At 50.2% G+C, this 24,431-nt stretch carries 22 protein-coding genes and 5 tRNA genes; 9 read left to right on the top strand and 18 right to left on the bottom strand.

Annotated features, from left to right (window positions below; translation table 11 throughout):
- Positions 1–6: 6 nt before the first annotated feature.
- The 9 genes from tuf to IPM52_04080 form a co-directional block, all read right to left on the bottom strand.
- The gene (gene tuf, locus IPM52_04120; protein ID MBK9290797.1) at positions 7–1,194 is read right to left on the bottom strand and encodes an elongation factor Tu; all 1,188 of its coding nucleotides are present in this window, start codon (positions 1,192–1,194) and stop codon (positions 7–9) included.
- A gap of 40 nt (positions 1,195–1,234) precedes the next feature.
- Positions 1,235–1,306, bottom strand: a tRNA-Thr gene (locus IPM52_04115).
- Positions 1,307–1,316: 10 nt separating this feature from the next.
- A tRNA-Gly gene (locus tag IPM52_04110) sits at positions 1,317–1,389 on the bottom strand.
- A gap of 5 nt (positions 1,390–1,394) precedes the next feature.
- Positions 1,395–1,476: transfer RNA gene (locus IPM52_04105), tRNA-Tyr, on the bottom strand.
- A gap of 29 nt (positions 1,477–1,505) precedes the next feature.
- A tRNA-Thr gene (locus IPM52_04100) sits at positions 1,506–1,579 on the bottom strand.
- 144 nt (positions 1,580–1,723) lie between these two features.
- Positions 1,724–2,020, bottom strand: coding sequence for a ribosome-associated translation inhibitor RaiA (gene raiA, locus IPM52_04095; protein ID MBK9290796.1), 297 nt, complete (start codon positions 2,018–2,020; stop codon positions 1,724–1,726).
- Between the two features lie 33 nt (positions 2,021–2,053).
- The gene (locus tag IPM52_04090) at positions 2,054–2,926 is read right to left on the bottom strand and encodes a tyrosine-type recombinase/integrase (GenBank protein ID MBK9290795.1); all 873 of its coding nucleotides are present in this window, start codon (positions 2,924–2,926) and stop codon (positions 2,054–2,056) included.
- 89 nt (positions 2,927–3,015) lie between these two features.
- Positions 3,016–3,210, bottom strand: coding sequence for a 30S ribosomal protein S21 (locus IPM52_04085; GenBank protein ID MBK9290794.1), 195 nt, complete (start codon positions 3,208–3,210; stop codon positions 3,016–3,018).
- Between the two features lie 101 nt (positions 3,211–3,311).
- The gene (locus IPM52_04080) at positions 3,312–5,519 is read right to left on the bottom strand and encodes a S9 family peptidase (GenBank protein MBK9290793.1); all 2,208 of its coding nucleotides are present in this window, start codon (positions 5,517–5,519) and stop codon (positions 3,312–3,314) included.
- Positions 5,520–5,609: 90 nt separating this feature from the next.
- On the opposite strand from IPM52_04080, the gene IPM52_04075 reads away from it, so the two are divergent.
- Positions 5,610–5,684, top strand: a tRNA-Val gene (locus tag IPM52_04075).
- A 28-nt stretch (positions 5,685–5,712) separates the two neighbouring features.
- On the opposite strand, the gene IPM52_04070 is transcribed toward IPM52_04075, so the two are convergent.
- Both IPM52_04070 and IPM52_04065 read right to left on the bottom strand, forming a co-directional pair.
- Positions 5,713–6,381: a hypothetical protein gene (locus IPM52_04070; protein MBK9290792.1), complete on the bottom strand. Its 669-nt coding sequence runs from the start codon at positions 6,379–6,381 to the stop codon at positions 5,713–5,715.
- A gap of 161 nt (positions 6,382–6,542) precedes the next feature.
- The gene (locus tag IPM52_04065; GenBank protein MBK9290791.1) at positions 6,543–7,922 is read right to left on the bottom strand and encodes a DUF5106 domain-containing protein; all 1,380 of its coding nucleotides are present in this window, start codon (positions 7,920–7,922) and stop codon (positions 6,543–6,545) included.
- Between the two features lie 143 nt (positions 7,923–8,065).
- Here IPM52_04065 and IPM52_04060 point away from each other — a divergent pair, with 143 nt between their 5' ends.
- Together IPM52_04060 and IPM52_04055 are read left to right on the top strand one after the other, a co-directional pair.
- A complete protein-coding gene (locus IPM52_04060; GenBank protein MBK9290790.1) occupies positions 8,066–9,109 on the top strand; it encodes a hypothetical protein in 1,044 nt (347 codons plus the stop codon).
- 22 nt (positions 9,110–9,131) lie between these two features.
- Positions 9,132–9,548 (top strand): OsmC family protein, encoded by a 417-nt coding sequence (locus tag IPM52_04055; protein ID MBK9290789.1) that lies wholly within the window; start codon positions 9,132–9,134, stop codon positions 9,546–9,548.
- On the opposite strand, the gene IPM52_04050 is transcribed toward IPM52_04055, so the two are convergent.
- Positions 9,538–10,203 (bottom strand): CoA pyrophosphatase, encoded by a 666-nt coding sequence (locus IPM52_04050; protein ID MBK9290788.1) that lies wholly within the window; start codon positions 10,201–10,203, stop codon positions 9,538–9,540. The genes IPM52_04055 and IPM52_04050 overlap by 11 nt on opposite strands.
- Before the next feature lie 148 nt (positions 10,204–10,351).
- On the opposite strand from IPM52_04050, the gene IPM52_04045 reads away from it, so the two are divergent.
- From IPM52_04045 to IPM52_04025, 5 genes are all read left to right on the top strand, one after another.
- Complete coding sequence (locus tag IPM52_04045; GenBank protein ID MBK9290787.1) at positions 10,352–10,624, top strand: ATP-dependent Clp protease adaptor ClpS; 273 nt, start codon at positions 10,352–10,354, stop codon at positions 10,622–10,624.
- A gap of 3 nt (positions 10,625–10,627) precedes the next feature.
- On the top strand, positions 10,628–11,092 hold the full coding sequence (locus tag IPM52_04040) for a hypothetical protein (GenBank protein ID MBK9290786.1): 465 nt from the start codon (positions 10,628–10,630) through the stop codon (positions 11,090–11,092).
- Positions 11,093–11,096: 4 nt separating this feature from the next.
- Positions 11,097–12,095 carry a flotillin-like protein FloA gene (gene floA, locus IPM52_04035; GenBank protein ID MBK9290785.1) on the top strand — a complete coding sequence of 333 codons (999 nt, stop codon included), beginning with the start codon at positions 11,097–11,099 and terminating at the stop codon, positions 12,093–12,095.
- An 81-nt stretch (positions 12,096–12,176) separates the two neighbouring features.
- On the top strand, positions 12,177–14,354 hold the full coding sequence (locus IPM52_04030) for a bifunctional (p)ppGpp synthetase/guanosine-3',5'-bis(diphosphate) 3'-pyrophosphohydrolase (GenBank protein ID MBK9290784.1): 2,178 nt from the start codon (positions 12,177–12,179) through the stop codon (positions 14,352–14,354).
- A gap of 15 nt (positions 14,355–14,369) precedes the next feature.
- A complete protein-coding gene (locus tag IPM52_04025; GenBank protein ID MBK9290783.1) occupies positions 14,370–14,537 on the top strand; it encodes a hypothetical protein in 168 nt (55 codons plus the stop codon).
- Here IPM52_04025 and IPM52_04020 read toward each other — a convergent pair whose 3' ends face one another.
- From IPM52_04020 to IPM52_04010, 3 genes are all read right to left on the bottom strand, one after another.
- Positions 14,538–16,016: an aminotransferase class V-fold PLP-dependent enzyme gene (locus tag IPM52_04020; protein MBK9290782.1), complete on the bottom strand. Its 1,479-nt coding sequence runs from the start codon at positions 16,014–16,016 to the stop codon at positions 14,538–14,540. It abuts the gene before it with no gap.
- Positions 16,017–16,174: 158 nt separating this feature from the next.
- Positions 16,175–18,850, bottom strand: coding sequence for a hypothetical protein (locus IPM52_04015; GenBank protein ID MBK9290781.1), 2,676 nt, complete (start codon positions 18,848–18,850; stop codon positions 16,175–16,177).
- A gap of 52 nt (positions 18,851–18,902) precedes the next feature.
- Entirely contained in the window at positions 18,903–19,559 is a 657-nt protein-coding gene (locus tag IPM52_04010; protein MBK9290780.1) for an ABC transporter ATP-binding protein, read from the bottom strand.
- Between the two features lie 152 nt (positions 19,560–19,711).
- On the opposite strand from IPM52_04010, the gene sucC reads away from it, so the two are divergent.
- On the top strand, positions 19,712–20,902 hold the full coding sequence (gene sucC, locus IPM52_04005) for an ADP-forming succinate--CoA ligase subunit beta (GenBank protein ID MBK9290779.1): 1,191 nt from the start codon (positions 19,712–19,714) through the stop codon (positions 20,900–20,902).
- Between the two features lie 219 nt (positions 20,903–21,121).
- On the opposite strand, the gene IPM52_04000 is transcribed toward sucC, so the two are convergent.
- The 3 genes from IPM52_04000 to dnaB form a co-directional block, all read right to left on the bottom strand.
- The gene (locus tag IPM52_04000; protein MBK9290778.1) at positions 21,122–21,835 is read right to left on the bottom strand and encodes a YdcF family protein; all 714 of its coding nucleotides are present in this window, start codon (positions 21,833–21,835) and stop codon (positions 21,122–21,124) included.
- A 172-nt stretch (positions 21,836–22,007) separates the two neighbouring features.
- Positions 22,008–22,817, bottom strand: a complete 810-nt coding sequence (locus IPM52_03995; GenBank protein MBK9290777.1) for a hypothetical protein — start codon at positions 22,815–22,817, stop codon at positions 22,008–22,010.
- Between the two features lie 10 nt (positions 22,818–22,827).
- The gene (gene dnaB / locus IPM52_03990) at positions 22,828–24,369 is read right to left on the bottom strand and encodes a replicative DNA helicase (protein ID MBK9290776.1); all 1,542 of its coding nucleotides are present in this window, start codon (positions 24,367–24,369) and stop codon (positions 22,828–22,830) included.
- Positions 24,370–24,431 lie beyond the last annotated feature (62 nt).

Below are 24,431 nucleotides of genomic sequence, written 5' to 3'. Positions count from 1 at the left end.
TATCGTTTAGTCGAGGATTTCGGTTACCTGGCCGGCGCCTACCGTACGGCCACCTTCGCGGATAGCGAAACGGAGACCTTTGTCCATGGCGATGTCGGCAATCAGCTTAACTTCGATGGTGAGGTTGTCGCCGGGCATTACCATTTCTACTCCTTCGGGCAGAATGATCTCGCCGGTTACGTCAGTTGTACGGAAGTAGAACTGAGGACGATATTTGTTGTGGAAAGGAGTGTGACGACCACCTTCCTCTTTCTTCAGGATATACACCTCAGCTTTGAAGTGCTTGTGAGGTTTAACCGAGCCGGGGGCAACGATAACCATACCGCGGCGGATTTCGTCCTTGTCAATACCACGGAGGAGCAAACCAGCGTTGTCACCTGCCTGACCCTGGTCGAGGATCTTGCGGAACATTTCCACACCAGTTACTACCGACTTCAGTTTTTCGGCACCCATACCGATGATTTCAACCGGGTCGCCTGTGCGGATGATACCGGTTTCGATCCTACCGGTGGCTACTGTACCACGGCCGGTGATGGAGAATACGTCTTCGATAGGCATGAGGAAGGGTTTGTCCTGATCGCGAACCGGAAGCGGAATCCAGTTGTCGCAGGCATCCATCAGCTCATACACTTTTTCAACCCACTTGGGTTCTTTATTGAGGGCACCCAGAGCCGAACCACGAATTACAGGAGTGTCGTCGCCTTCAAAACCATAGAAGTTGAGCAGGTCGCGAACTTCCATTTCAACGAGGTCGAGCAGCTCTTCGTCGTCCACTAGGTCAACCTTGTTCATGAACACTACGAGCTTCGGTACACCTACCTGGCGGGCCAGAAGGATGTGCTCGCGGGTCTGAGGCATCGGACCATCGGTGGCAGCTACTACGATGATGGCACCGTCCATCTGGGCAGCACCAGTAACCATGTTCTTAACGTAGTCGGCGTGACCGGGGCAGTCCACGTGTGCATAGTGGCGATTCTCGGTTTCGTATTCTACGTGTGCGGTATTGATGGTGATACCCCTTTCTTTTTCTTCGGGGGCAGCATCAATGGAGTCGAACGACTTGAACTCAGCCAGACCTTTTTCCTGCAAGCACAGGGTGATGGCGGCGGTGAGTGTAGTCTTACCATGGTCAACGTGACCAATGGTTCCGATGTTAACGTGTGGCTTCGTCCTGGTGAATTTTTCTTTAGCCATATTGAAATTTGATTATTAAAGGTTTTTTAAAAATAATTAGAGCCAATGACGAGGATTGAACTCGTGACCTCTTCCTTACCAAGGAAGCGCTCTACCACTGAGCTACATCGGCTTTTTTTTCGAGCGGGAAACGGGGCTCGAACCCGCCACCTACAGCTTGGAAGGCTGTCGCTCTACCAAATGAGCTATTCCCGCATCGGTGGGGGAGGAAGGATTCGAACCTCCGAAGGCTGTGCCAACAGATTTACAGTCTGCCCCATTTGACCGCTCTGGAACTCCCCCAAAAAACAAAACATCATGTTAAAGAACTGAGCCGGTGGAGGGATTCGAACCCCCGACCAGCTGATTACAAATCAGCTGCTCTGGCCAACTGAGCTACACCGGCAGCACTTTTAAAGAACTTCGCTTAAAAAAGCAGACCCTCTCAAAAGGGTCTGCAAAAATAGACAGATATTTTAAATTGACAAAAGGTTTAAGCGAAAAAAATGTGGTTGAATCAAAAAAAATATACAACGAACAGTTAATCAGATTACTTGATGAATTTGGCACGGTGTTTTTCCAGTTGTTTCTTCAATGCATCAACACCCTGATCAATGGCCTCTTCAAAGGTGTCGCATTGTTTGCTGGCAAAAAGATCATTGCCCTTGATGAGCAACTTGATCTCAGCGATCTTGTTTACCGGCGACTCCGGCTTTTCCACTTTGAGCATCACCTCGGCTCCAAGCACGTCGGTGTAGCGGCTCACTAGCTTGTCGAGCTTGGTGTTGATGAAGTTTTCAAGCTTTTGGTCAGCTTTGAAGTGCACGGAATTGATGTTAACTTTCATAAGTACCTCCTGTTTTTTGTTATGGTTGTCAAATTAGCCCTTTGGATGGGCCTGCTGATGAATTTTTTTGAGTTGGGCTATGCTGTTGTGCACGTATATCTCTGTTGCCGCAAGCGAACTGTGTCCCAAAAGTTCCTTCACTGCAATGAGAGGTGCACCATTATTTACAAGGTGTGTTGCGTAGGTATGGCGCAAAACATGGGGGCTGCGTTTCGTCAAGGTTGTGATTGCGCCCAGCCCTTCTGCAACGATTTTATGCAGCGTGGAAGCCGGCATAGGTTTTCCCCGAGCGCTGACTAAAAAATGTGCAACACCGGGAAAGAGTTTTTCCTTTAGCTGTATGTAATTGGATATGCGATTGATGAGATCTGGCGGCAAAGGCACGATGCGCTGTTTGTTGCCTTTACCCGTAAACTTAATCATTTGCCGGCTCAGATCGAAGTTTGATTGCGTGAGCGACAGCAATTCGGCACGTCTGAGGCCGGTCTGATACAGAAACTCGATTATGAGGTGGTTGCGAAGGGGTTCAAAGTCAGAGGTTTCTGGTGCGCGATGTCGTTTCATATCACCTTCGGGAACAAAACTTGCTGTCCGTGTGCTCGTTTTCAGCGATTTGAGCAGCCGGGCAGGGTTTTGAAGCGACGCATCGCATTGCTGGCAGTATTTATAGAAAGCACTGACGGATGACTTTTTCCTGTTGATGCTGCGATTTTCCAGGCCGGATGATTTCAGACTTGCCATCCATTCCCGGATCATGAAAGGCTGCACAAGGGTTATGTCGAAGATTTCAAATTGATTAGCACAGAAGTCCTGAAATTGTGCAAGGTCGGTTTGGTAGGCCGTGATGGTGTGGTCGGAGGCGCGTCGTTCGTATTTGAGGTAAGCGAGGAAGCTGTCGGGAGTCATAAAAGCGAAAAACTTTGATGTAAAGTTAGCACAAAACTAACCAACATCAAAGTTTTTTTGAAAATTGCCTTTGTAAAATCAGGATCGGATCAGGATTCCGATTCCTGGCGAAGCTTCTGCACGTAGATAGCCTTCAGCTTTTGTTCGCGGCGGATTACAGAGGGCTTGGTGAATTTCTGGCGGTTACGCAGTTCGCGCATTACACCGGTTTTTTCAAATTTCCTCTTGTACTTTTTCAACGCGCGGTCGATGCTTTCGCCTTCTTTTACAGGAACAATAATCATGTTGAATACGCTCTCTTTCTTTTTAAATGGTTAATAATCAGGAGTGATTAATCGGGCGGCAAAGGTAGAAAAATATTTCTTAGGAGCCAAACAATGAAAGATTAATTTTGAAGCGTGCGATGCAAAAAGTCGGTCATCAGCTTGTAAAGGTGCACCCTGGTGTTTCCGCCGAAAATTCCATGGTTCCTGTTGGGATATATCATCAGCTCAAATTGTTTGTTGGCTGCCACCAAAGCGTTGATCATTTCCATAGCATTCTGGTAGTGCACATTGTCGTCGGCACTGCCATGGACAAGCAGATAATTTCCTTTGATGGCCGATACATGGTTGATGGGTGAATTCTGGTCGTATCCATCTGCATTGTCCTGGGGTTTGCGCATATATCTTTCGGTGTAGATGTTGTCGTAATACCTCCAGTTGGTCACAGGCGCCACGGCAATTGCTGATTTGAATACATCCGCACCTTTGGTGATGCCCAGGCTCGACATGTATCCGCCATAGCTCCAGCCGAACACTCCGATACGGCTGGCATCCACATAGTTCAGGCCGGCGAGAAAATTTGCTGTAGTGATGAGGTCTTCGGTTTCATATTTGCCAAGCTGCAGATAAGTCATTTTTTTAAACGTCTCGCCCCTAGCACCTGTGCCTCTGTTGTCAACCGACACTACTATGAAACCCTGCGAGGCCAGCATCTGAAACCACCAGTTGTTGCCACCGCTCCAGCTGTTGTTTACCGTTTGTGCGCCGGGTCCACCATATATATATATGAGCACAGGATATTTTTTGAGCGGATCGAAGTCCCTGGGTTTAAGCATCCAGGCATTCAGGCCAACCGGGTTGCCGTCGGGCAATGTAATTGAGGGGTGCTCAACGGTGAAAAATTCAAAGTCCTGCCAGCCGTATTCTTTCATGGTATTCCGGAGTTTTTCGTTATCGCGCAGCAGACGAAGCTCTTTGCCCTGCAGATTGCGCATTGTGAACACGGGGGGCTGGTTGATGGTGGAGTGGCTGTGGATGAAATAGCTGAAATCGCTGCTGAAAAAGGCATTGTTGTGACCGGAGCTCAGCACCAGGGGGCTGATGCGTCCGCGCAGGTCAACACTGTAAAGCTGACGCTCTGTGGGCGAAACTGTGGCTGCCTGAAAGAAGATGCGTTTGTGCCTGGTGCTGTATCCATAGAGTTTTGTCACATCCCAGGGGCCTTTGGTGAGCTGCCGGACGAGCTTGCCACTCATGTCGAAAAGATAGATGTGGTTGTTTCCATCCTTCTCGCTGGTAATCAGGAAATGGCGGCCATCGGGCAGAAATGTCAGGTCGTCGGTGATGTCGATATACCATTGATTTTTTTCCTGATAAAGCGTTCGAACCTTGCCTGTGCTTGCTTCAGCCAGGAGAATTTCGAGGTGATTTTGCAGGCGGTTCAGCCTTTGAATGCTCAGCAGTTCCGGATTGGTAGTCCAGCCAATGCGGGGGATGTAGATATCGGTTTCTGCGCCTGTGTCAATCTGTATGGTTTTACCGGTAGAGCTGTCCCAGATGTGCACCGTAACAATGGAGTTGTCTTCGCCGGCTTTTGGATACTTGTAGGTGTATAATTCGGGGTACAGGTCATTGTAATACACCATGTTAAACTCCCGAACCCGGCTTTCGTTGAATTTCAGATAAGCGATACGCCGGCTGTCGGGCGACCAGAAAAATGCCTGCGTGAAGCTGAATTCTTCTTCGTACACCCAGTCGGTGGTTCCGTTGATGATGTGGTTTTGTTTGCCGTCGCTGGTGATTTGGGTTTCAGCGTCTGAGGATAAATCACGCACGAAAATGTTGTTGTCGCGCACAAATGCCACCTTTGTGCCGTCGGGGGAGAAGGTGGCCAGCTGCTGTTTGCCTCCTTTGCTCAAGGGGAAGAGCTTACGGGTGCGAAGGTCAAAAATGTAGTAGTCTGACCTTGAGGAGTGGCGATATATGGACTCTGTGGCCCAGGGTATCAGTGCGAGTGTTTCGTCCTGGCTGAGTTCGTACGATTGCAGGTTGATTTTGACGCTGTCGGCTGTGATCAGTTCATCAGACTGTATGAGTGTTTGTACCAAATGCCCGTCGGCATAGGCATACACATTCAGGTTTCCTTTCTCGATGGTGGCATAACTTTTTCCGTCGTTCAGCGGATGGATGCCAAAGACGCCCTCAGCGCTGAATTTGCGACTTGCCCAGATGTCTTCGACTGTGATTTCTTTTGTTTGTCCCTTGGCCGAATAAGGTTGTGCGAAGAGGAGTAAACCGAACAAACAGAGGATGATACGGTAATTTTGCATGTTGACACAGTTTTCAATCTGCTTCAAATTTACGCAAAAGCCCGAACAGGCTTGACAATAGCCGGGATATTCGTAAATTTGCAGCGCAATGGGCATTTAACTCAGTTGGTTCAGAGTGTCACCTTGACAGGGTGGAAGTCACTGGTTCGAGTCCAGTAATGCCCACAGAAATAGCGCCTGCCAGGGCGCTTTTTTAGTTTCTGCGCGTTGGAGGGAGCGTGGAGATCAATGGGTAACGATTCTTTCGGAAGAATTTGTAACCCACCGATGCAATGGCGAAGTTGTAAAAATCGTAGGGAGAACGGCTGATGTAGCTGTCCAGGTTGTCCTCGCTCATCCATCGGTTTGCCAGTTCGATGCGTACACTCCAGTTTTCGTTGATCGCATAGCTTAGACCAATGCCACCAATAGCGACTCCTTCGATTACATAACCGAACAAACCTCCTCCGCGCCCAAAGCCGCGCGACGACACCTCGTTGTCTTGCTTATCCACGAGCACAGAATTGTAGTGTGCCAGGCCAACTCCCAGAATGATGCTGGGAAACCAACGCTGGCTGCCATCGTAATTCTCAAATAGAAGTATGGGGTTGATATTTATTGTTGTACTTGTCTCAATAAGGTCAGCCTGAAACCTGAGATGATTACTTGCGCCGGCTATCTGGGCATACGACAGGTGGCCGCGCACATTGAGATATTCTGTGACCTCGTATTCCAGGGTGGCTTGCGCCACGCCCCTCCATTCGTCGACCGGCTTGAATGAATTGAAAACCTTGTTTTTTTTGATGTCGGTAAAATTGGTCGTAGGCCCAAATCCAAGGGTGAATCTAACCCCAGGAGGATAATATCTTTTATTGTGAAACATTGTCTGGGCTCTTACAGGCAACAACAGAAACAGCAAACAGGCAGTCAGGATAAATGCCGGAAATGTCAACTTATGCCGCTTGATATGCTTTGTCACCTGTGTGCTTCAGTGAACGTTTTCCAAAAACGTGGTTAATTTCCAAAAATTGTAATTAACCATTTTTAGGGGATGGTACTTTGTATAATTTGTTCGATGAATTGTGCAGCGATTCGTTTGGCGATGATGCGACGATCGCGGTCGAGTATGTAAATCACTGGCACGCTGTAAATATCATAAAGTTGGTGAAAATCGGGGGTGAAACTTTTGGTGCCGTTCACATGCAGCCAGGGGTACTTTTTCTCATTGATGTAATGTTTCCAGCCGTCGTAGTCGTTGGTTGTATTGACGGCAAATACTTCAAAATCAAACTTTTTGTTTGAATAAACTTTACTCAGGTCTTCGAGTTCCTTTTTACAATGGCTGCAGGTCTGGTCCCAGAACACAATTACGACATATTCCGATTTCAGCTCTTTGAACGACCGGTAAGCGCCGGTAGTGTCGATCAGCCACATATCGGGTGCCGGATTTCCGAGCAGGGTGGGGCGCACGCGGTCGGCACGTTCCTGAATCTTTTCGCGGATGGATGGGGTAAGGCTACTGACTTTCCCTTTCAAAAAGTAGTTATCGGCAACATGCACAAAAGCTTTGTCCATTCCCATGAGCTTGGGTTGCTGATATTCCGAGAGGAAATGCCAGGCCAGAAAATCAGTGATCTCCTGGGCGCCACGGGCACGATTCATCAGGAAATCAATTGCCTGAATCACTGAATCGGGCGACGGTGGCACAAGTTGCTCCATATACTGCTGCAACTTTCGTGGAAGCAGGGGAGTACGAATAAGCCTGTCGTCGCCAAGATCAACATCTTTCCAGTAGTTGGCCTTGTAGAAGCGGTAGGCTTCTTCCCTGTTTTCTTTGATTTCTTCCGGAACCACAGGCTCTTTCATTGCCTTGAGGATCAGCGCGAGGAGTGTGTTTGGATTTTCTTCGATCAGCCTGTCGCGATAGGCCTCGGAGCCGTTTTGTAGGGCTTTAAGCTGTAGCTGTATTTTTTCGCGCTCGGGATCGTTTTCGGGCAGCGAATCAAATTTTGCTCTGAGTTTCTCGCTGCTGCGGGAGGCACTGCTGAGCCTGTCGAGGTAGGCATAGAAGAGCTGATTTTCAAGGCTGCCCTCCACCAGGGTCTGTGAGGGGTTGAAATCGGGCGGAAATGCCAGGCTGAAATGCTGCTGAAAGCCCACAAGAAATTCGGCCAGCTTTTCCTTTTTACTGTTGGCCAGAATGTAAATTCCCTGCCTGAGGGGTTCGCTGCCAGCAAACAAAGCTTCACCTGTACGGTAGTTGCTCGTATCGATCAGGTAGGTTTTATCGCCGTGGTAATGTGCCAGAAAAAAGGTCTGGTCTTCGCTGGCAGGCATCCTGAGGAGGATGTGGTGTCCGTTTTGAGCCAGACTCAACAATCCGGTGAGTGTGAGGCTTAGCAGTAGGAGAAGTTTGTTTTTCATTGTATTCGGCGTGTGCAATAATTCTGTTTTACTTTCAGTCGGCAAAAATACGGAAAAGCAGGCCTTCCGGACTATATTACCATGTGTGCGCCGGTCGGATGCGTAAAGAAACACCCGAACCATCCAAACCTTATCTTTGCATAATGATGAACCCAAGGATTTATTTTTTTGCTGCTTTACTTGTTGTTGCGCTGCTAACGTCGTGCGACCCTGCACTTGATCAACCCATGCCCGAACAGCCTGCCCGGCTTGGCAACGGACTTTTCATTCTGAATTACGGTCTCGCGAGCGGGGAGGCAGGCAGCATTGATTTCTACAACACCGATTCCAACAGTCTGCGACGCGATATTTTTGAGCTCAGAAATGGCATTGCTGCGGGAAAAGGACTGAATGATATCCGGCTGTGGAAACAATATGCCCTGATAACTGCCGAAAAGTCATCCGTAGTTTGGGTAATTAATGCCTCAACTGCCATGTTGGCCGGCAAATACCACCGCCTGACAGAACCAGGCTACCTTGTTCCCATTGATGCCGAGAAAACTTACATGTCGTCTGCTACACTCAAGGGAATTCACGTGATGCAGACCGCCACGCTTCAGCAAATGGGCACCATATTCCTGCCACGTCCGGCTTCGCGCATGGAAGTTCTTGCGGACAGGTTGTTTGCTGCGCCCGCTTATTCGGTTTCATCCAACAGGATTTACGTCATCGACCGTATTTCAGATCTTGTTACCGACAGCATCTCTCTTCCAGGTTATCCGGCAGGTTTAAGCGCCGGCCCTGACGGCAAATTGTGGGTGTTGTGCTGGGGTAATGAACAGGCTGCGAATGTCTTGCTGTGTATCAGCCCCGAAAGTCTTTCAATCGAAGCCAGCTTTCCTGTTCAGCCATTCGACCGGCAGAGCGCTGCACTTGCTTTCGACGGAAATCAGGCAGTTTATGTGCTTGCAGGCCGGGTATATCGTCTCAACCTAAGCTCTGGCAATCAGGTTGTTGAAGAGTTGATAGATGACTCAGGGCGGGTATTCACGAGCCTGAAATACGACCGCTCACAGGGAAGGTTTTACCTTACAGGTTACAGAAACGGTCTGTCGGATGGATATCTTTACATCTTCGGGCAGAGTGGCATGACAATTGATTCGGTCAGGGTGGGGATTCAACCGGTGGCCCTATCTTTCAACAAATGAAAACCATACAAACAATATAGCAATGAGTACCAACAAAGTAGATGTGACCTGGACGGGTGAAATGGCCTTCGAAGCCGAGGTAAACGGATTCAAACTGATGATGGATGCCGACGAAAAGGTTGGTGGCCAGAACAAAGGTCCCCGGCCTAAGCCGCTCACCCTGGCATCGCTCGGTGGATGCACGGCAATGGATGTTGTAAGTATCCTGAAAAAGATGCGGGTTGAACCTAGCTGGTTCAATGTGGAAGTGGAAGGAGAGCTCACCGAAGAGCACCCTAAATATTACCATACCATCAGGCTGACCTATATGTTCAAAGGCGACAACCTGGATATGGAGAAACTTCAGAAAGCCGTGGATCTTTCCAAAGAAAGGTATTGCGGTGTGAGTGCATTGCTGAGTAAGGGCGCCAAGATCGAGAGCAAGATCGTCATTCTCTGATTTGCTGCAGCCGGAATTTGTTGGGGAGTAGCTGCAATAATTCGCTGATAATCATTGCTGTTGCTCCCCATATAATTTTATCACCTATGGTGTAGGAAGGCGCCTCGAGTGTGATTCCGCTGCTTAAAATAATGGGAGTCAGGCGGCAGTTGTCCGGATTGGCCAATTGCCGGACTGAGACAAAGAAAGCTTCGTTCACTTCTTCTTCCTGTATCCTGAGTTCTGGTGTGGAATTGAGAAAAGCAACGACAGGCAGGACGACGAAATTGCTTGGTGGGATATAAAGGGAAGAGAGCGTACCAGCTACTACGACCTGTTTTTGATCAATCCCCACCTCTTCGGCAGCTTCACGCAGAGCGGTCTGAATCAGATCATGATCAGAAGGTTCGCGTCTCCCGCCGGGAAAAGCAATCTGGCCGCTGTGCACCCCATCGTACACCGCTCTCCGGATCATCATTGTGAAAATGTCGTCACCGTCAGGAAAAAGGCCAATCAGCACTGCTCCCTGGCGTGGAGCTTCAGTTGTGGGCTGCATCATCAGTTGCCTGCGGCTCGGTGGCTCCATGCGTTGCTGGGCAGCATAGCCTGGAAGCTTAAGCGTCAATTGGTGACGAAGGTAATCGCAAAAGTGCTGGAAGTTCAGTTTTTCTGGCATGACTGCAAAATTACCCAAAGCTCAATAGCAGGGGCCGGAAAGCTCAACCAAAAAAGGCTCAGGCTTAATCTTTTTTAACTGAGGCTTGACGCATTTACCACCAATGATATCTATATTTGCCGCTACCAAGACAAAAAAAGATGTGCATATGACACAGGAAAAACTTCAACCGGTTGAATATGCCGACGCCATGGTTGACAAGCCCCGCTCGCTGGTGCTTTTCAATGATGATTTCAACACTTTCGATTTTGTGATAGAAACCTTGATTCAGGTGTGTGGCCACACTCCGGAGCAAGCCGAGACCTGCACCTGGATCGTGCATTACAAAGGGAAATGTGCCGTGAAGAGCGGCCCGCTTTCCGAACTCAGGCCCATTTACAACGAGTTTAGAAACAGGAACCTTACTGCAAGCATTGACTAGCCCATGTGGACTGTAATTCTGGTACTTATCCTCACCGGGCTGCTCATGGTAATGCTCGAAATTCTTGTCATTCCCGGAGGTGGGCTTGCCGGTATCCTGGGTTTTCTGCTTATGGCAGCCGGAGTATGGTTTGCCTTCACACGTGAAGGCACCGAGGCAGGGCTTTACACCCTTGGCGGAACTTTGCTGGTTAATGTAGCAGCCCTTGTCCTGGCGCTTCGCTCAAAAACATGGGACAAAGCCATGCTCAAAAGCAATATCGACAGCAAGGTGAATGTGGTTGATCTTACACACATCGGGCCAGGAGATGTCGGAAAAACCATTTCGAGGTGTGCTCCTTCGGGCAAGGCCCTGATTAACGGCGAAATACACGAAGTACACACCCGCTCGGAATACCTGGATGTGGATACGGAGATTGAAGTTATCAAAGTAGAAGGATATAAAATTTACGTCAAATCAAAACAATAGCGTTATGGACATGTACATTATTATAGCCATTGGACTTGGAGCGATATTCCTGATATGGTTCCTTTTCTATTTCATTCCCGTCGGCTTATGGTTTACGGCTCTGGTCTCCGGGGTACGTGTGCCGCTGCTTCAGCTCATCCTGATGCGTTGGCGCAAGATTCCTCCCGGCATCATTGTGAACAGCCTGATTGCTGCAACCAAAGCTGGTCTGAAACTGGAGCGCAACGACCTGGAGGCACATTTCCTTGCTGGCGGACGTGTTCAGCAGGTGGTCAATGCCCTTATCTCGGCCGATAAAGCCAACATTGAGCTGAACTTCAAAACGGCCACAGCCATCGACCTGGCCGGCCGCGATGTGCTCCAGGCAGTTCAAATGTCGGTTAACCCAAAGGTGATCGATACCAAACGTGTGGCAGCTGTGGCAAAAGACGGTATCCAGCTCATTGCCATGGCCAGGGTAACGGTGCGCGCCAACATCCGTCAGCTTGTTGGTGGAGCCGGTGAAGAAACCATTCTGGCGCGTGTGGGCGAGGGCATCGTATCGTCTATCGGTTCGGCCGAGTCGCACAAGTCGGTACTCGAAAATCCTGACAGCATCTCCAAAGTTGTGCTTCGCAAAGGACTTGACAGCGGAACCGCTTTTGAAATCCTTTCCATAGATATTGCCGACATCGACATTGGAAAGAACATCGGGGCAGTGTTGCAGATGGACCAGGCTATGGCCGACAAAAACATTGCCCAGGCCAAGGCTGAGGAGCGCCGTGCCATGGCCGTGGCTCTGGAACAGGAAATGAAAGCCAAAGCCCAGGAAGCCCGTGCCAATGTGATTCAGGCCGAGGCACTTATCCCACAGGCCATTGCCGAAGCCCTGCGCAACGGCAACATCGGAATCATGGACTACTACAAATTCCAGAACATTCAGGCCGACACACGAATGCGTGAAAGTATTTCGGAAGCCGGCATCCAGCCGCCCTCAGGCACCAAGGACGAACCCAAGAAATAATCCTTCAGACCATTGACCTGACAGAAAAACGTTTGTATCTTCAGGGGTGCAAACGTTTTTCGTTCGGGAACCAGCCCGCCTATGGATTTGCAAGAAACACAATCCGGCTACAGCTTTGAATTTCTGCGCAGCAGCCTGCTTCCACATTACCAGCCACAGGAACTGGCCCTGCTCGATAAAGCCTACGAACAAGCTTTGGATGCTTACAAGGGCAGAAAACTTACCAGTGGGGAGGATTTTATCAGGCACAACATCGAGGTGGCATGCATTGCAGTCAACGAACTGGGCCTGAGGCTTCCGACAGCCATTTCGGCCTTGTTGCACAGCCTGAAGTTTGAGGATGATGAGGATTTTCGCCGGGTCGAAACCACTTACGGCAAGGAGGTGAGCGTGATACTGCGCGGTTTTGTGCGCATCTCGCAATTGCCTACGGAACGTTTGTCTTACCAGTCGGAACAATACCGAAAACTTTTTCTCTCGCTCATCGACGACATCAGGGTAATCATTCTGAAAATTGCCCATCGCGTGTACGACCTGCGTAACCTGCCAAACCACAACGCCGACAAGCTCGAAAAATACATCCTGGAGGTTAAGCACCTGTATGTGCCCATCACCCACCGGCTGGGATTGTACAAAATCAAGTCGGAGTTTGAAGAGAGTGTGATGCGCTACGAGCATGCGGATGTGTACGCCTCGATTGAGCAGATGATCAACGCCACGCGCGACCGGCAGGAAGCTTTCATGCAATCGTTTATCCGGCCGATTGAGGAGCAGCTCAGGCAGCACCAGCTGGATTGTACCATTAAATGGCGCACCAAGTCGATCCCCAGTATCTGGGCCAAGATGAAATCGCAGCAGGTGAGCTTCGAGCAGGTGTATGATTTGTTTGCAATACGCATCATTGCCAACAGCCCGCCAAAACGCGAAAAAGAAGACTGCTGGAGGATATATTCGATTGTCACTGACCTGTATCCGCCAAACCCGAAGCGGTTGCGCGACTGGATAACCACTCCCAAAGCTTCGGGATATGAATCGCTGCATACTACAGTGAAAGGCCCGGAAGACAAATGGGTTGAAGTGCAGATACGTACCGAGCGCATGGACCAGAACGCCGAAAAAGGACAGGCTGCGCACTGGCTCTACAAAGAAAAATCGGGTAAGTTCGACATGGAGGACTGGCTCAATCAGGTGCGCGATGTACTTGAAAATCCCGATCAGCTTCAATTCGATGCATACAAACGCAGCGACAGCATTGGCCGTGACAAAATTTTTGTTTTTACGCCCAATGGCGATCTGAAACAACTCCCGGGCGGGGCCACCGTGCTCGACTTTGCCTATGAGGTACACACCCAGGTCGGATCGACCTGCAACGGCGCAAGGGTAAACAACAAGGTGGTACCCATTCGCCATGTGCTTCAAAACGGCGACAAGGTGGAGATCATCACCAGCAAAAAGCAGTCGCCGCGTGCCGACTGGCTGAATTTTGTAGTGACCGAACGTGCCAAAAGCAAGATTCGTAAGTATCTGAAGGATGTTGAATTGCGCGAGGCGGAAATCGGTAAGGAGATGTTGCTTCGAAAGCTCAAAAACTGGAAAATCGTTTCGTCTGAGGATATTATCAACAATCTGGTGCGCCATTACAAGACCAATACAGCCATGCAGCTGTATCATCAGATAGCAACGGAAAAGATAGACCTGATTGAGCTTAAGAAGTACCTGACCAGCCAGATGGAAGAAGGTCGTACGGGGTCGCAGCGCCCGATGGAGACTGATCCGAAAATTTTTCAGGAAAAGCTTGGGGGCAAGGACGACTACCTGGTAATTGACGAAAATATCAGCAATGTAAATTTCAAGCTGGCCCGGTGCTGCAATCCCATCCCTGGCGACGATGTGACGGGCTTTGTGACCATCAATACAGGCATCACCATTCACCGCAAAGGTTGCGCAAATGCTGCCAGAATGTATGAGCGTTACCCTTACAGATTTTTGAAGGTGCGCTGGAAGCAGCAGGCCGATCAGCCACATTTTATTGCCAACATCAGGGTGTCGGGTAAAGATACCCTAGGGCTTGTGAATGAGATTACACGTTTGATATCCAGTGATTTAAAAGTAAATATGCGCGCTATTTCCTTCAACACCCGCGACGGAGCCTTCGAAGGCAGGATTAGTTTGCAGATCAGGGATACTGATCACCTGGAGCAACTGATGCATAAGCTGGGCAAGGTGAACGGGGTTGAAAAAGTTAGCCGGGCCGATTAATTTTACCAAAAAGCTATGATAATACAACTGTTGATCCTCTCCGGCCTTTTTTTCGGACTTTCGGGCTGGTTTTTCTACAAAAAGCGCAAGGTTCTTGGCTGGCTGTTTGTACTTATTGCAGCCTTTGCCCTGTTGTTGTTCTTTATCGTCAGGGCATTATATCCACACAAAGTGCCTTTTTGATCAGATTTTGAACCAGTTTGCTACAACAGGGGTTTTGTCGGCTGGTTCGCTGCGGTGACGGAACTCGTTGGTGTGGCGGTTGTAGATGTAATCCTGCCCCCACTTTTTGTGGTTCTTCCTGATCTCGCGCACCGCTTCGGCAAGTGTTTCGAGTTCGTCCATGGTCATGGTCGGATGAAATGAGGCCCTGATCCAGCCGGGCTTTTCCGACAGGTCGCCATGATTGATGAGCTCTGTGATGCGTTTTGATTTCTCGTAGCTCACATCGAGAAGGTAATGGCCGTATGTACCGGCACAGGCACAGCCGCCACGCACCTGAATGCCATAGTGATCGCTCAATATCTTGACTACCAGGTTGAAATGGACGTCTTCGAGATAAAATGAAAATGCACCTAGGCGGTCTTCGGCATTATCGGCAAGGATATGTACGCCCTCAATATTACGGAACAATTTGAACGCCCTTTGCACCAGCCGGTGCTCCGCTTCGGCCATTTTTGCCGTATTCATCTGATTTTTTACCTCAATAGCCAGGGCAGCCCTGATGGCCTGCAGGAAACCCGGGGTGCCGCCATCTTCACGGATCTCTATGTCGTCAATATATTTGTATTCTCCCCAGGGGTTGGTCCAATCCACCGTGCCGCCACCGGGATTGTCGGGCGATTCGGACTTGTAGAGCGAGCGGTCGAAAATCATCACGCCTGAGCTGCCCGGACCGCCGAGAAACTTATGCGGGCTGAAGAAAATGGCATCGAGCTTTTCGAGTTCATTCTCAGGGTGCATGTTGATGTCCACATATGGCGCCGATGCAGCGTAATCCACAAAAACCACGCCCCCATACTCATGCATGATCCGGGCCATTTCGTGCACCGGATTCTGGATACCTGTCACATTCGAACAGGCTGTAAATGAGCCTATTTTGAAGTTTCTATCCTTAGGCATTTCGAGCTGTCGGCGCAGTTCGTCCAGATCGACCAGCAAATCTTTGTTGGGTGGCAGCACCACTACATCCACATTGGCTTCGAACCAGTTGGTGTGGTTGGAGTGGTGTTCCATGTGGGTGATAAACACGATGGGCCTTTCTTTCATTTGCTGGCAATCACGGCTTTTTTTGTGATTGAGCCAGAGGCAGTTTTTAAGCCCCATGATGCGCAACATCTTGTTTATGACAGTGGTCATGCCTGAGCCGGCGGTGATGATCACATCATCGGGGCCGGCATTCACATGGGCTTTGATGAGCTTATGCGCCAGATGATAAGCCAAAGTCATCCGCTGGCCCAGTTCACTGGTTTCGGTGTGCGTGTTGGCCACATATGGACCAATCAGCTCTGCGATATGTTTTTCGATAGGAGCATATAACCTGCCACTGGCAATCCAGTCGGCGTAAATCAGTTTTTGGGGGCCCAAAGGGCTTTCGAAAACCAGGTCGTGCCCGATGGTGTTTTTTCTGAAAAATTCGAAATGTTTGTCCAGCTCAGTCATTCCCTCCCGATTTTGTTATTGTCCGATAACGGGTTAAATCGTTTCAGTGCCGGACAAAGGTAGGAAAATGCGTTTGAGTTCAAAATACTCCCGATATGCAGGGCGTATTTGCGGAGTGAGTTTAGAGTGTTTCTAAAGAGCAGGGGGTAGGATTAGGGTCACTGTTTGGAGATGCGTACCAGGCTGATCTCCACATTGCCGTTTTCGGGAATGAACTCCAGCCAGTTGTTGTCTTCGCTGAACCAACGGTATTGGGCGCCAATGTGAACGATGAAGTCGTTGGTTTCTTCGTTGTCGGGAATGGGGAGCACAAAACCGCCGTTGCGGGCGTTGTTGCTGCCAAACTGGACGAGCAGCGGGAAATTACCTTTTCCGAGGTTGCGGGCCTTGACAATTACATAACTTGATCGGCGGTCGGCCACTTCGAGGGGTTCGAACGTAAGCCGACGGTTTGTATTGGCATCAAGTGTAAAACTTGTGGTTACCAGGTCGCGCACTTTGTTCTTCTCAAAAATTTCGGCAATCCGGCCAATCATCTGCCTGGGGTAGGCTTCGTCGGGTTTGGTGTTTTCGGCACTCAGATACAACTCAATGGCTTTGTCGTAGTTGCGTGCGTTAAAATTGCGGTCGGCTTCGGTGACGATCCGGTTGTATTCGTTGCGCTGATTGGCCAGCCGTTCGAGGATGATGGCCTCGGCCTGACTGATTCGTTTAGTGGCATAGTCATCAGCAGGTTTGTATCCAAGCGCCATTTTAAATGCGGCGATGGCCTCCTGATAATTATTCAATCCCATCTGGCGATCGCCTTCTGCTACACTTTGCTCATAGCGCTGTTGAGCCTCTTTGCGCTCATTGTCCATTGCCAGCATGGCTTCTGCTTTGCGGGCGGGTGCTTGGATGTTGTCGGGATCGAGGGTCAGAACCTGCTCGAAGGTGCTGATGGCCTGCACCCACTGGCGATTTTTCAGGTATTCGTTGCCCTGATTCATCAGGCTTTGAATGCGCTGTTCGGTTTCGCGTTTTTGGGTCAGCGACTGCTGCAGCTCGCTGATGCGGCTGAGCTGGGTTTTGGGGTAATCTTCGTTTGGCCTGATGTCGAGCGCCTGTGTGTAAAGCGCAGAGGCTTTGTCGAAGTCCTGCTGACGATATGCGTTATCGGCCTCAGCAATGATGGTCGCATATTGTTCATTCTGAGCAGCTTCAGCAAGCAGCCGTGCCAGGCTTTCCTGAGCGGCTCTGGCGCGTTCGCGCGGATAGCTCTCTGAGGGTTTCAGGACAGACGCTTCCGTGTAGGCCAGCTCGGCAGTTTTGTAGTCAGCCTTGGCGAAGGCTTCATCGGCCTGCCGCAGGAGGTTGGCGTAGCGGGTCTCGAGCTCATTTTTGGCTTCAGCTTCCCGCTTCAGAGTTTCAATCTTTGTTTTTTCGGCCAGGGCTTCCTGATTTCCAGGTTTGAGGGCCAGCGCTTCGTTGAGCTTTTCCAAGGCCTGATCTAATTCATTGCTGGTGAATAAGTTGCGTCCCTGAGCGAGCAGATCTGCGAAGCGCTGATCAGCTTCCCGTGCAGCGTTGATCTCTGCAATCCTGGCGCGCACCCGTTCGAGGCCGGATTGGGCTGTGGCGTCTCCGGGCTTGATTTCGAGTGCCTTTTCAAAAGCGGCTGCTGCAGATGTAAAATCATCGGATTTTTCTTTCGCTACTCCTTCGGCCAGCAGGCGCTCGAAAGTTGCCTGGTCTTCTGCCTGTTTCTGCTGCTGGCGCAGGGCGAAGGTGATTTCGGTGGTGCGCTGTGACGCGAGCTCGTGCTCAGGGTTGATTTCCAGCACCTTGTTGTATTTTTCCAGGGCCAGCCTGAGGTTCTGGCGTTCATAAGCCGATGCGGCTTCTTTGAGCAGTTCGGTCACGAGCACCTCATTACGATATTCCGGACTGTCGAGCGTTTCGTTGATCCGTTTGATCATATCGGCCGCAAAACCCTGCTCAGGCCAGATTTTCTGTGCCTCTGCATAAAGTCTTTTGGCCTCGTCGAGTCGTTTAGCTTCGTAAGCCTGATCGGCCAGGACAATGGCAGCTTCGTATCGGGTGCTTATATCCAGCATTCGCTCCGCTTCGGCGTTCAGGCTTTTTGCCTCCTGATGCTGAGGAAACAGATTGAGCGCATCAGCCGAGAGTTTTTGTGCCTCTGCATAGTTTCGTCTGACCATCTGGCTGCGCGCTTCGGTCATCAATTGCTGAAACCTTGTTTCGTTGGCACGCAATTCGGCCAGTTTTTGGTCGGCCAGCTGCAATTTGGATTTTGCCTCGCTGTCGGTTGGAAAAAGCTCGGTGGCAATTGTGAATTGCAATATGGCTTCTTCATAGCGGCCGTCGTTCAGAAACAGGTTTCCTCGTTGCATGGCCTGATCGAAGCTTTGTTGCTTCTGCCGGGCTTCCTCCTGCTTCCTTGTAATTTTTTCTACCTGGCTGTTGACGTACCTGTCGTTGGGAAACACTTTCAGGGCTTTGCGATAAGCTATCAGAGCTTCTTCCTCCTTGCCTGCAGCCAGCAGCTTATCGCCCTCGTCCATGTGTTTGTAGAAGACTTCCTGTTCCTCCATCTGCTTCTGAATCAGGACGATGGTTTCGTTCAGACGACGTGTTGCAGTCGCATCGCCGGGTTTCAGCCGGAGCGCCAGCTCGTAATATGTTTTGGCGCTCAGATAATCTTTTTGGGCAAAACGTTCCTCGGCCGACTTCATGGTCTGCTCAAAGGTCTGGGGTTGCTGGGCCAAAACAGGACTCAGCCGGATGAGGAGAACAGATGTAAGGGCAAGCAAAAAGTGTAGAATGCGCTTCATGCCACGCGTGGGTTTAATGTATCGAACAAGGTTCAACGGTTTACAATTGCAATTATTGCACGGCAATCAGACCGTCGGCCATGCGGACTGTTCTGTCGGAAAGCGCGGCCAGGTCGGTGTTGTGCGTTACGATGACAAAGGTTTGGCCAAAGGTTTCCCTCAGCTCAAAGAAAAGCTGATGCAGGGCTGTGGCATTGGCAGAATCGAGATTGCCCGAGGGCTCATCGGCCAGCACCAATGGGGGCTTGTTCATCAGTGCCCGGGCCACGGCTATGCGCTGCTGCTCACCCCCGGACAGCTCTCCCGGTTTGTGGCCGGAGCGGTCGTTCAGACCAAAAAAACTTAGCAGTTCTGTTGCTCTTCTTTCTGCCTCTTTGCGTTTCATCCCACCGATTAGCGCCGGAATGATCAGATTTTCGAGGGCAGTAAACTCCGGCAGCAGGTGGTGAAACTGAAATACAAAACCGATGTTCTTATTTCTGAAAGCCGATAGGGCTTTGTCGCTCATATGGTTAACTTTGGTGCCCATCAGATGCAGGCTGCCCTCGTCGGCTTGCTCAAGGGTGCCAAGTATTTGAAGCAAGGTTGTTTTTCCGGCACCTGATGGACCGACAATAGCTACGACTTCGGAAGGAAAAACCTCGAGATCAATGCCTTTGAGCACGGTGAGGCTGCCGAACCGCTTTACGATGCCTTCTGCCTTGATAATAGGTTGTTGCATGCGGCAAAGCTATGAAAAAATGAGGCCGGATGGGGGCTGCATATGGCCGTTACGGTGTGCACAGAAATTATTTAAACCGTTTGCATTTGGCCGAAAAAGGCTAATTTTGGCAAGCAAAAATCCAAGCAATCATTGTTTTTATGAATCTACACGAATACCAGGGAAAACAGATTTTGAGCAACTACGGCGTATCGGTGCCGGTGGGAATTGTAGCCGAATCGCCGGCCAAAGCAGTTGAGGCTGCAAAAGAAATTCAAAAACTAACGGGCACTGACCGCTGGGCTGTCAAAGCTCAGATTCACGCCGGAGGCCGTGGCAAGGGTGGGGGAGTCAAGATTGCCAAAACCCTGGAGGAGGTAGAGCTATTTGCTGATCAGATTATTGGTATGATGCTCGTTACTCCCCAGACCAGCGCCCAGGGAAAGCTTGTGCGCAAGGTGCTCATCGAGCAGAATATCTATTACCCTGGCCCGTCGGAGGTGAGCGAAATATATATGAGCATCCTGCTCAACCGCGCCCGCAGCCGCAATATGATCATGTATTCGCCACGAGGCGGCATGGATATCGAAAAAGTGGCTGAGGAAACTCCGGACCAGATTTTCACCGAAGAAATTGATCCCCGCGTGGGCTTGCAGCCTTTTCAGGCCCGGAAGATTGCATTCAACCTCGGATTGTCGGGTACGGCCTTCAAAGAAATGGTGAAATTCGTGCAGGCACTCTATAAAGCTTACGAAAGTTCGGACGCCAGCCTGTTCGAAATCAACCCGGTGATCAAAGCTGCCGACGACCGCATATTTGCTGCCGATTCCAAAGTGGTCATTGACAATAACGCGCTATTCAGGCAGGCCGAAATTGCCAATATGCGCGACCTTCTCGAAGAAGATCCAATCGAAGTGGAGGCCACCAGGTTCGACCTGAATTATGTGAAGCTCGACGGCAATGTGGGATGTATGGTCAACGGCGCCGGTCTGGCCATGGCCACCATGGATATGATTAAAATGTCGGGTGGCGAACCGGCCAACTTCCTGGATGTGGGTGGCACCGCCAATGCCAAACGCGTGGAAGAAGGTTTCCGCATCATCCTCAAAGACCCCAACGTCAAAGCTATCCTTGTGAATATTTTTGGCGGAATTGTGCGTTGCGACCGCGTGGCTCAAGGTATCGTGGATGCCTACACCAACATCGGCGAAATAGGTGTTCCCATCATCGTCCGCCTGCAAGGTACAAACGCCAAAGAAGGCAAGGAGCTCATCGACAACTCCGGGCTCAAAGTGTATTCGGCTATCAGGCTTCAGGATGCCGCAGCACTTGTAAACGAAGTTCTGAAATAAATTGCTGGAAGTCAATAACTAAGGCCTGCAGTTTTGCTGCAGGCTTTTTTGTTTTATCTGGGTTGGTTCTGAAGGTTTGCAGATTAAAGTGTGTTTCGTAGGCCTCAGAAAAACTGAAAACTACATTTTCCTCCTCATTGAATAAACGCGTGCCCGGGCTGAAATGTTTCGGATTTGTCGTAGATGATCGGTGATAAACGCTAAATCATGCCAATGACTCTAAATCATGCCATTGAGTTTGTACCAAACGATGGCTGCATATTCGCGCATCACGATAATCTGGTATTGGAGGTAGCTCCACATGTTGTAACGCAGGTCAAGGTTTTGTTCCTGGCTTCTCTTGCTTTTCTTTTTGGTGGAGGGTTCGAGCAGCAACTGGCTGTCGAATGCCGCCTCGAAGGTGGGTAGTCCGTTCACATTGGTGAATCCTGCCTTCCGAAAGGCCTTGACGGAGCGATACATATGCTCCGGCGAAGTAATGAGCAAAATACGGCTTCCCAGGTCTGGAATCATCTTCCTGATGTTCAGGGCCTGAGCCCAGGTGTTGTTTCCTGATTTTTCGGAAAGAATCTGATTCTGCGGTATGCCTCTGAGCACAAGTTCTTCAATCATGCGGTCGTGATCGGTGCCTGTTTGCAGGCTGTCGGCAGGCAATGCAACAATGACAGGGGCTTCGGGCATTTGTCTGGAAGCCTTGGCGGCATACCAGCACCTGAGCAGTGAGTGGTGACCAGGCACAGCTCCGGCCCCAAGCACTACAATGTAGTCTGCTTCGATGTTGCGGTTGGTCTGGCTGGTCCCCAGCTGATAATATGCATGCCAGGGTAAATCAGTGAAGCTCAGTATAATCATTGCTGTTGCGATGATGCCCAAAGCCATCATGAGTCCGCGGAGGAATTGCCTGATGAACCTCATCATTCGCGCCAGCTTCACTGAAAGTTGTTTTCGGCTAAATTATTGATTTATCCTGAGCAGCTTATCAAAAAGCGTTTTATGGATACCTTACATCCTATGGTAAAGATAGTTAGCTTAGTTTCAATCCCCCTTTTTGCAAAAAAAAGCCGCCCTGTGGTGCGGAGCGGCCGGCAATTTGAAAGCTGAATGTTCAGAGTGTCGAAATATCCGTAAATACGCTCAGGCTCATGGGCATTTTCATGCCGTTTTCTTCCACTTCCATTTCCATGTTCTGGTTGATGCTGGCTTTGATGAGCCAGCCGGTGGTGGTGTTCACTTCCATATTGCCGCTCATTGTGCCGTTCACCTTGGCGCTGGCACCCATGATTTCGGTTCCGGTGATTGTACCGCTGTAACTGATTTTGGCCGTGTTACCTTTTACCGACTCGAGTTTGTAGGTTGAGTTGATGACAAAATCGCTGGCAGGATCAGGTTTGAGTTGCACATCCCAGCTTTGTCCGGGTTTGAGGCTATGGTCGGGGTAAACCACCATCAGGCCCGATTCGAAGCCTGAGAGGTTGGTGTTTCCGACTACGTCTTTGGCATTGTTGCTGACGGGCATGCCACGTTCGTTGATGACTGCTGTAATGGTGTTTTCAAGAGATTTTTTGAAGTTTTCGGCCAGCTGGGCTGTCATTGGGTTGTTAGGGTCTGGATTTTTGGAGTCGTATTTGAGCTCCATGCCCATGGCGTTTTGTTTGAAAACGATATGGTCGTATTTGAGCTCCAGCTTATAGCCATCGTCGGTTTTTTCGGCCACGCTTACAACTTGTGTGAGGTTGGCCTGCTGGTTCAGTGTCATGCTCTGGCCCATCATGCTCATGCTGATGTTTTGCCTGTTGTTGATCTGAAGGGTGAATTGCTGTCCTTTTTGCAGCTTGTAAGAAAGGCGGATGTCCTTGGCCGACAGGCTTACGAAAGGCAGCATCAGCACGATCAGGAGCAAATGTGATTTTTTCATGTGTGTGGTATTAAAATGGGTGTTCTTCGAAGTGAGCATCATCGTCCATGTCGTCGTTCATGCGCGAGGGTTTAATCACCGTTCCGTTCCCGGCAAAGGCCTGGTTGGGTTTCAGATCTACAGCCTGTTCATAGGTCATTGAGCCGAGCGGGTCTTCAAATTTTGCATACTGGCTCACAAAACGCAGGTTGACGTCGCCCAGTTTGCCGTTGCGGTGCTTGGCAATGTTGATAACGGCCAGGCCCTGGGTGTTCTCGTTTTCGTTGTCGCCGGCAAGTCCGTAATATTCAGGGCGGTAGATGAAAATTACCAGGTCGGCATCCTGTTCGATGGCGCCCGATTCGCGAAGGTCGGAGAGGATAGGCTTTTTCGAACCAGGCCTGTTTTCCACGCTTCGGCTCAATTGCGAAAGGGCAAGCACCGGGATGTCGAGCTCTTTGGCGAGGCTCTTCAGCGAGCGCGAAATATTGCTGATTTCCTGTTCGCGGTTGCCACGGTTGTCGCCTCCGGTGGTCATCAGCTGCAGGTAATCCACAAATACCATCTGGATGTCGTGCTGCTGTTTCAGCCTGCGGCACTTGGCGCGCAACTCGAAGATCGAAAGCTGGGGGGTATCGTCGATGAATATCTTGGCGTCGATCAACGGTGAGATCTTGGTCACCAATTGGGTCCATTCATGTTGTTCCAACTTTCCCGAACGCAACTTATCGGCCGGGATGGAAGCCTCGGTGGAGATGAGGCGGGTTACCAGCTGAACCGACGACATTTCGAGCGAAAAGAAGGCCACAGGGCGTTGGTGACCTACGGCGGCATTGCGTGCCAGATTGAGGGCAAAAGCCGTTTTACCCATGCTGGGACGTGCAGCCAGAATGATCAGGTCACTTTTTTGCCAGCCCTGGGTGATGCGGTCGAGTTCGGTGTAACCTGAAGGCACACCTCGTATGGTGGCCTCATGCGTACGCGCAGCCTCAATTTCGCGAATGGCCTGCTGTACCAGCTCTGGCATGGCGCTAAAGCTTCTTCTCAGGTTTATCTCGCTCACATTGAACAGGTTCGACTCGGCCTTGTCGAGCAGGTCGAACACGTCGGAGGTGTCCTCGTAGGCATCGTGGATGATGTCGGTGCTGATGCGTATCAACTCCCGCTGAATGTGCTTTTGCAGGATGATGCGGGCATGAAACTCAATATTGGCGGCCGAAACCACCCGGCTGGTGAGCTGGGAAATATAATAAGGTCCGCCCACAAGTTCCAGATCGCCCTGAAATCGCAGTTCGTTGGTGACTGTGAGTATGTCGATGGGCTGCAGCTTGCTGAAAAGACTCTGAATGGCGGCGTAGATGCGCTGGTGGGCATCTTTGTAAAAGACTTCGGGCCTGAGGATGTCGATGACCGCGTTAACGGCGTCTTTTTCGAGCATCATGGCGCCCAGCACCGCCTCCTCCAGATCGGTTGCCTGTGGGGGAACACGTCCGTGCGACGTAAGCAGCTCACGTATTTTGTCGGCCTCGCTTTGTGGCGCCTTGGAGCGCGTCCTGCTGTTCTTATTCTCCATGCTCCAAAGTTAAGACGCTTTGCGGACGTGGTGATAAAATGTTAATATCTTTTGTAAAGGAT

The organism is Bacteroidota bacterium (genome assembly GCA_016715945.1).
GTDB lineage: Bacteria > Bacteroidota > Bacteroidia > Bacteroidales > F082 > JALNZU01.
Note: the sequence above shows the minus strand (reverse complement) of the source record. Positions and strands in the feature narration are given on the sequence as shown.

Coding starts and splice junctions, on each gene's coding strand:
- IPM52_04085 (MBK9290794.1), bottom strand. CDS start 3,210: ATGATTATTGTTCCTGTAAAAGAAGGCGAAAGCATCGACCGCGCGTTG.
- IPM52_04050 (MBK9290788.1), bottom strand. CDS start 10,203: ATGCCAGAAAAACTGAACTTCCAGCACTTTTGCGATTACCTTCGTCAC.
- IPM52_03995 (MBK9290777.1), bottom strand. CDS start 22,817: ATGAAAAAATCACATTTGCTCCTGATCGTGCTGATGCTGCCTTTCGTA.
- IPM52_04015 (MBK9290781.1), bottom strand. CDS start 18,850: ATGAAGCGCATTCTACACTTTTTGCTTGCCCTTACATCTGTTCTCCTC.
- IPM52_04040 (MBK9290786.1), top strand. CDS start 10,628: ATGTGGACTGTAATTCTGGTACTTATCCTCACCGGGCTGCTCATGGTA.
- IPM52_04060 (MBK9290790.1), top strand. CDS start 8,066: ATGATGAACCCAAGGATTTATTTTTTTGCTGCTTTACTTGTTGTTGCG.
- IPM52_04020 (MBK9290782.1), bottom strand. CDS start 16,016: ATGACTGAGCTGGACAAACATTTCGAATTTTTCAGAAAAAACACCATC.
- IPM52_04025 (MBK9290783.1), top strand. CDS start 14,370: ATGATAATACAACTGTTGATCCTCTCCGGCCTTTTTTTCGGACTTTCG.
- tuf (MBK9290797.1), bottom strand. CDS start 1,194: ATGGCTAAAGAAAAATTCACCAGGACGAAGCCACACGTTAACATCGGA.
- IPM52_04055 (MBK9290789.1), top strand. CDS start 9,132: ATGAGTACCAACAAAGTAGATGTGACCTGGACGGGTGAAATGGCCTTC.
- dnaB (MBK9290776.1), bottom strand. CDS start 24,369: ATGGAGAATAAGAACAGCAGGACGCGCTCCAAGGCGCCACAAAGCGAG.
- raiA (MBK9290796.1), bottom strand. CDS start 2,020: ATGAAAGTTAACATCAATTCCGTGCACTTCAAAGCTGACCAAAAGCTT.
- IPM52_04030 (MBK9290784.1), top strand. CDS start 12,177: ATGGATTTGCAAGAAACACAATCCGGCTACAGCTTTGAATTTCTGCGC.
- IPM52_04080 (MBK9290793.1), bottom strand. CDS start 5,519: ATGCAAAATTACCGTATCATCCTCTGTTTGTTCGGTTTACTCCTCTTC.
- IPM52_04045 (MBK9290787.1), top strand. CDS start 10,352: ATGACACAGGAAAAACTTCAACCGGTTGAATATGCCGACGCCATGGTT.
- sucC (MBK9290779.1), top strand. CDS start 19,712: ATGAATCTACACGAATACCAGGGAAAACAGATTTTGAGCAACTACGGC.
- IPM52_04090 (MBK9290795.1), bottom strand. CDS start 2,926: ATGACTCCCGACAGCTTCCTCGCTTACCTCAAATACGAACGACGCGCC.
- IPM52_04070 (MBK9290792.1), bottom strand. CDS start 6,381: ATGTTTCACAATAAAAGATATTATCCTCCTGGGGTTAGATTCACCCTT.
- IPM52_04065 (MBK9290791.1), bottom strand. CDS start 7,922: ATGAAAAACAAACTTCTCCTACTGCTAAGCCTCACACTCACCGGATTG.
- floA (MBK9290785.1), top strand. CDS start 11,097: ATGGACATGTACATTATTATAGCCATTGGACTTGGAGCGATATTCCTG.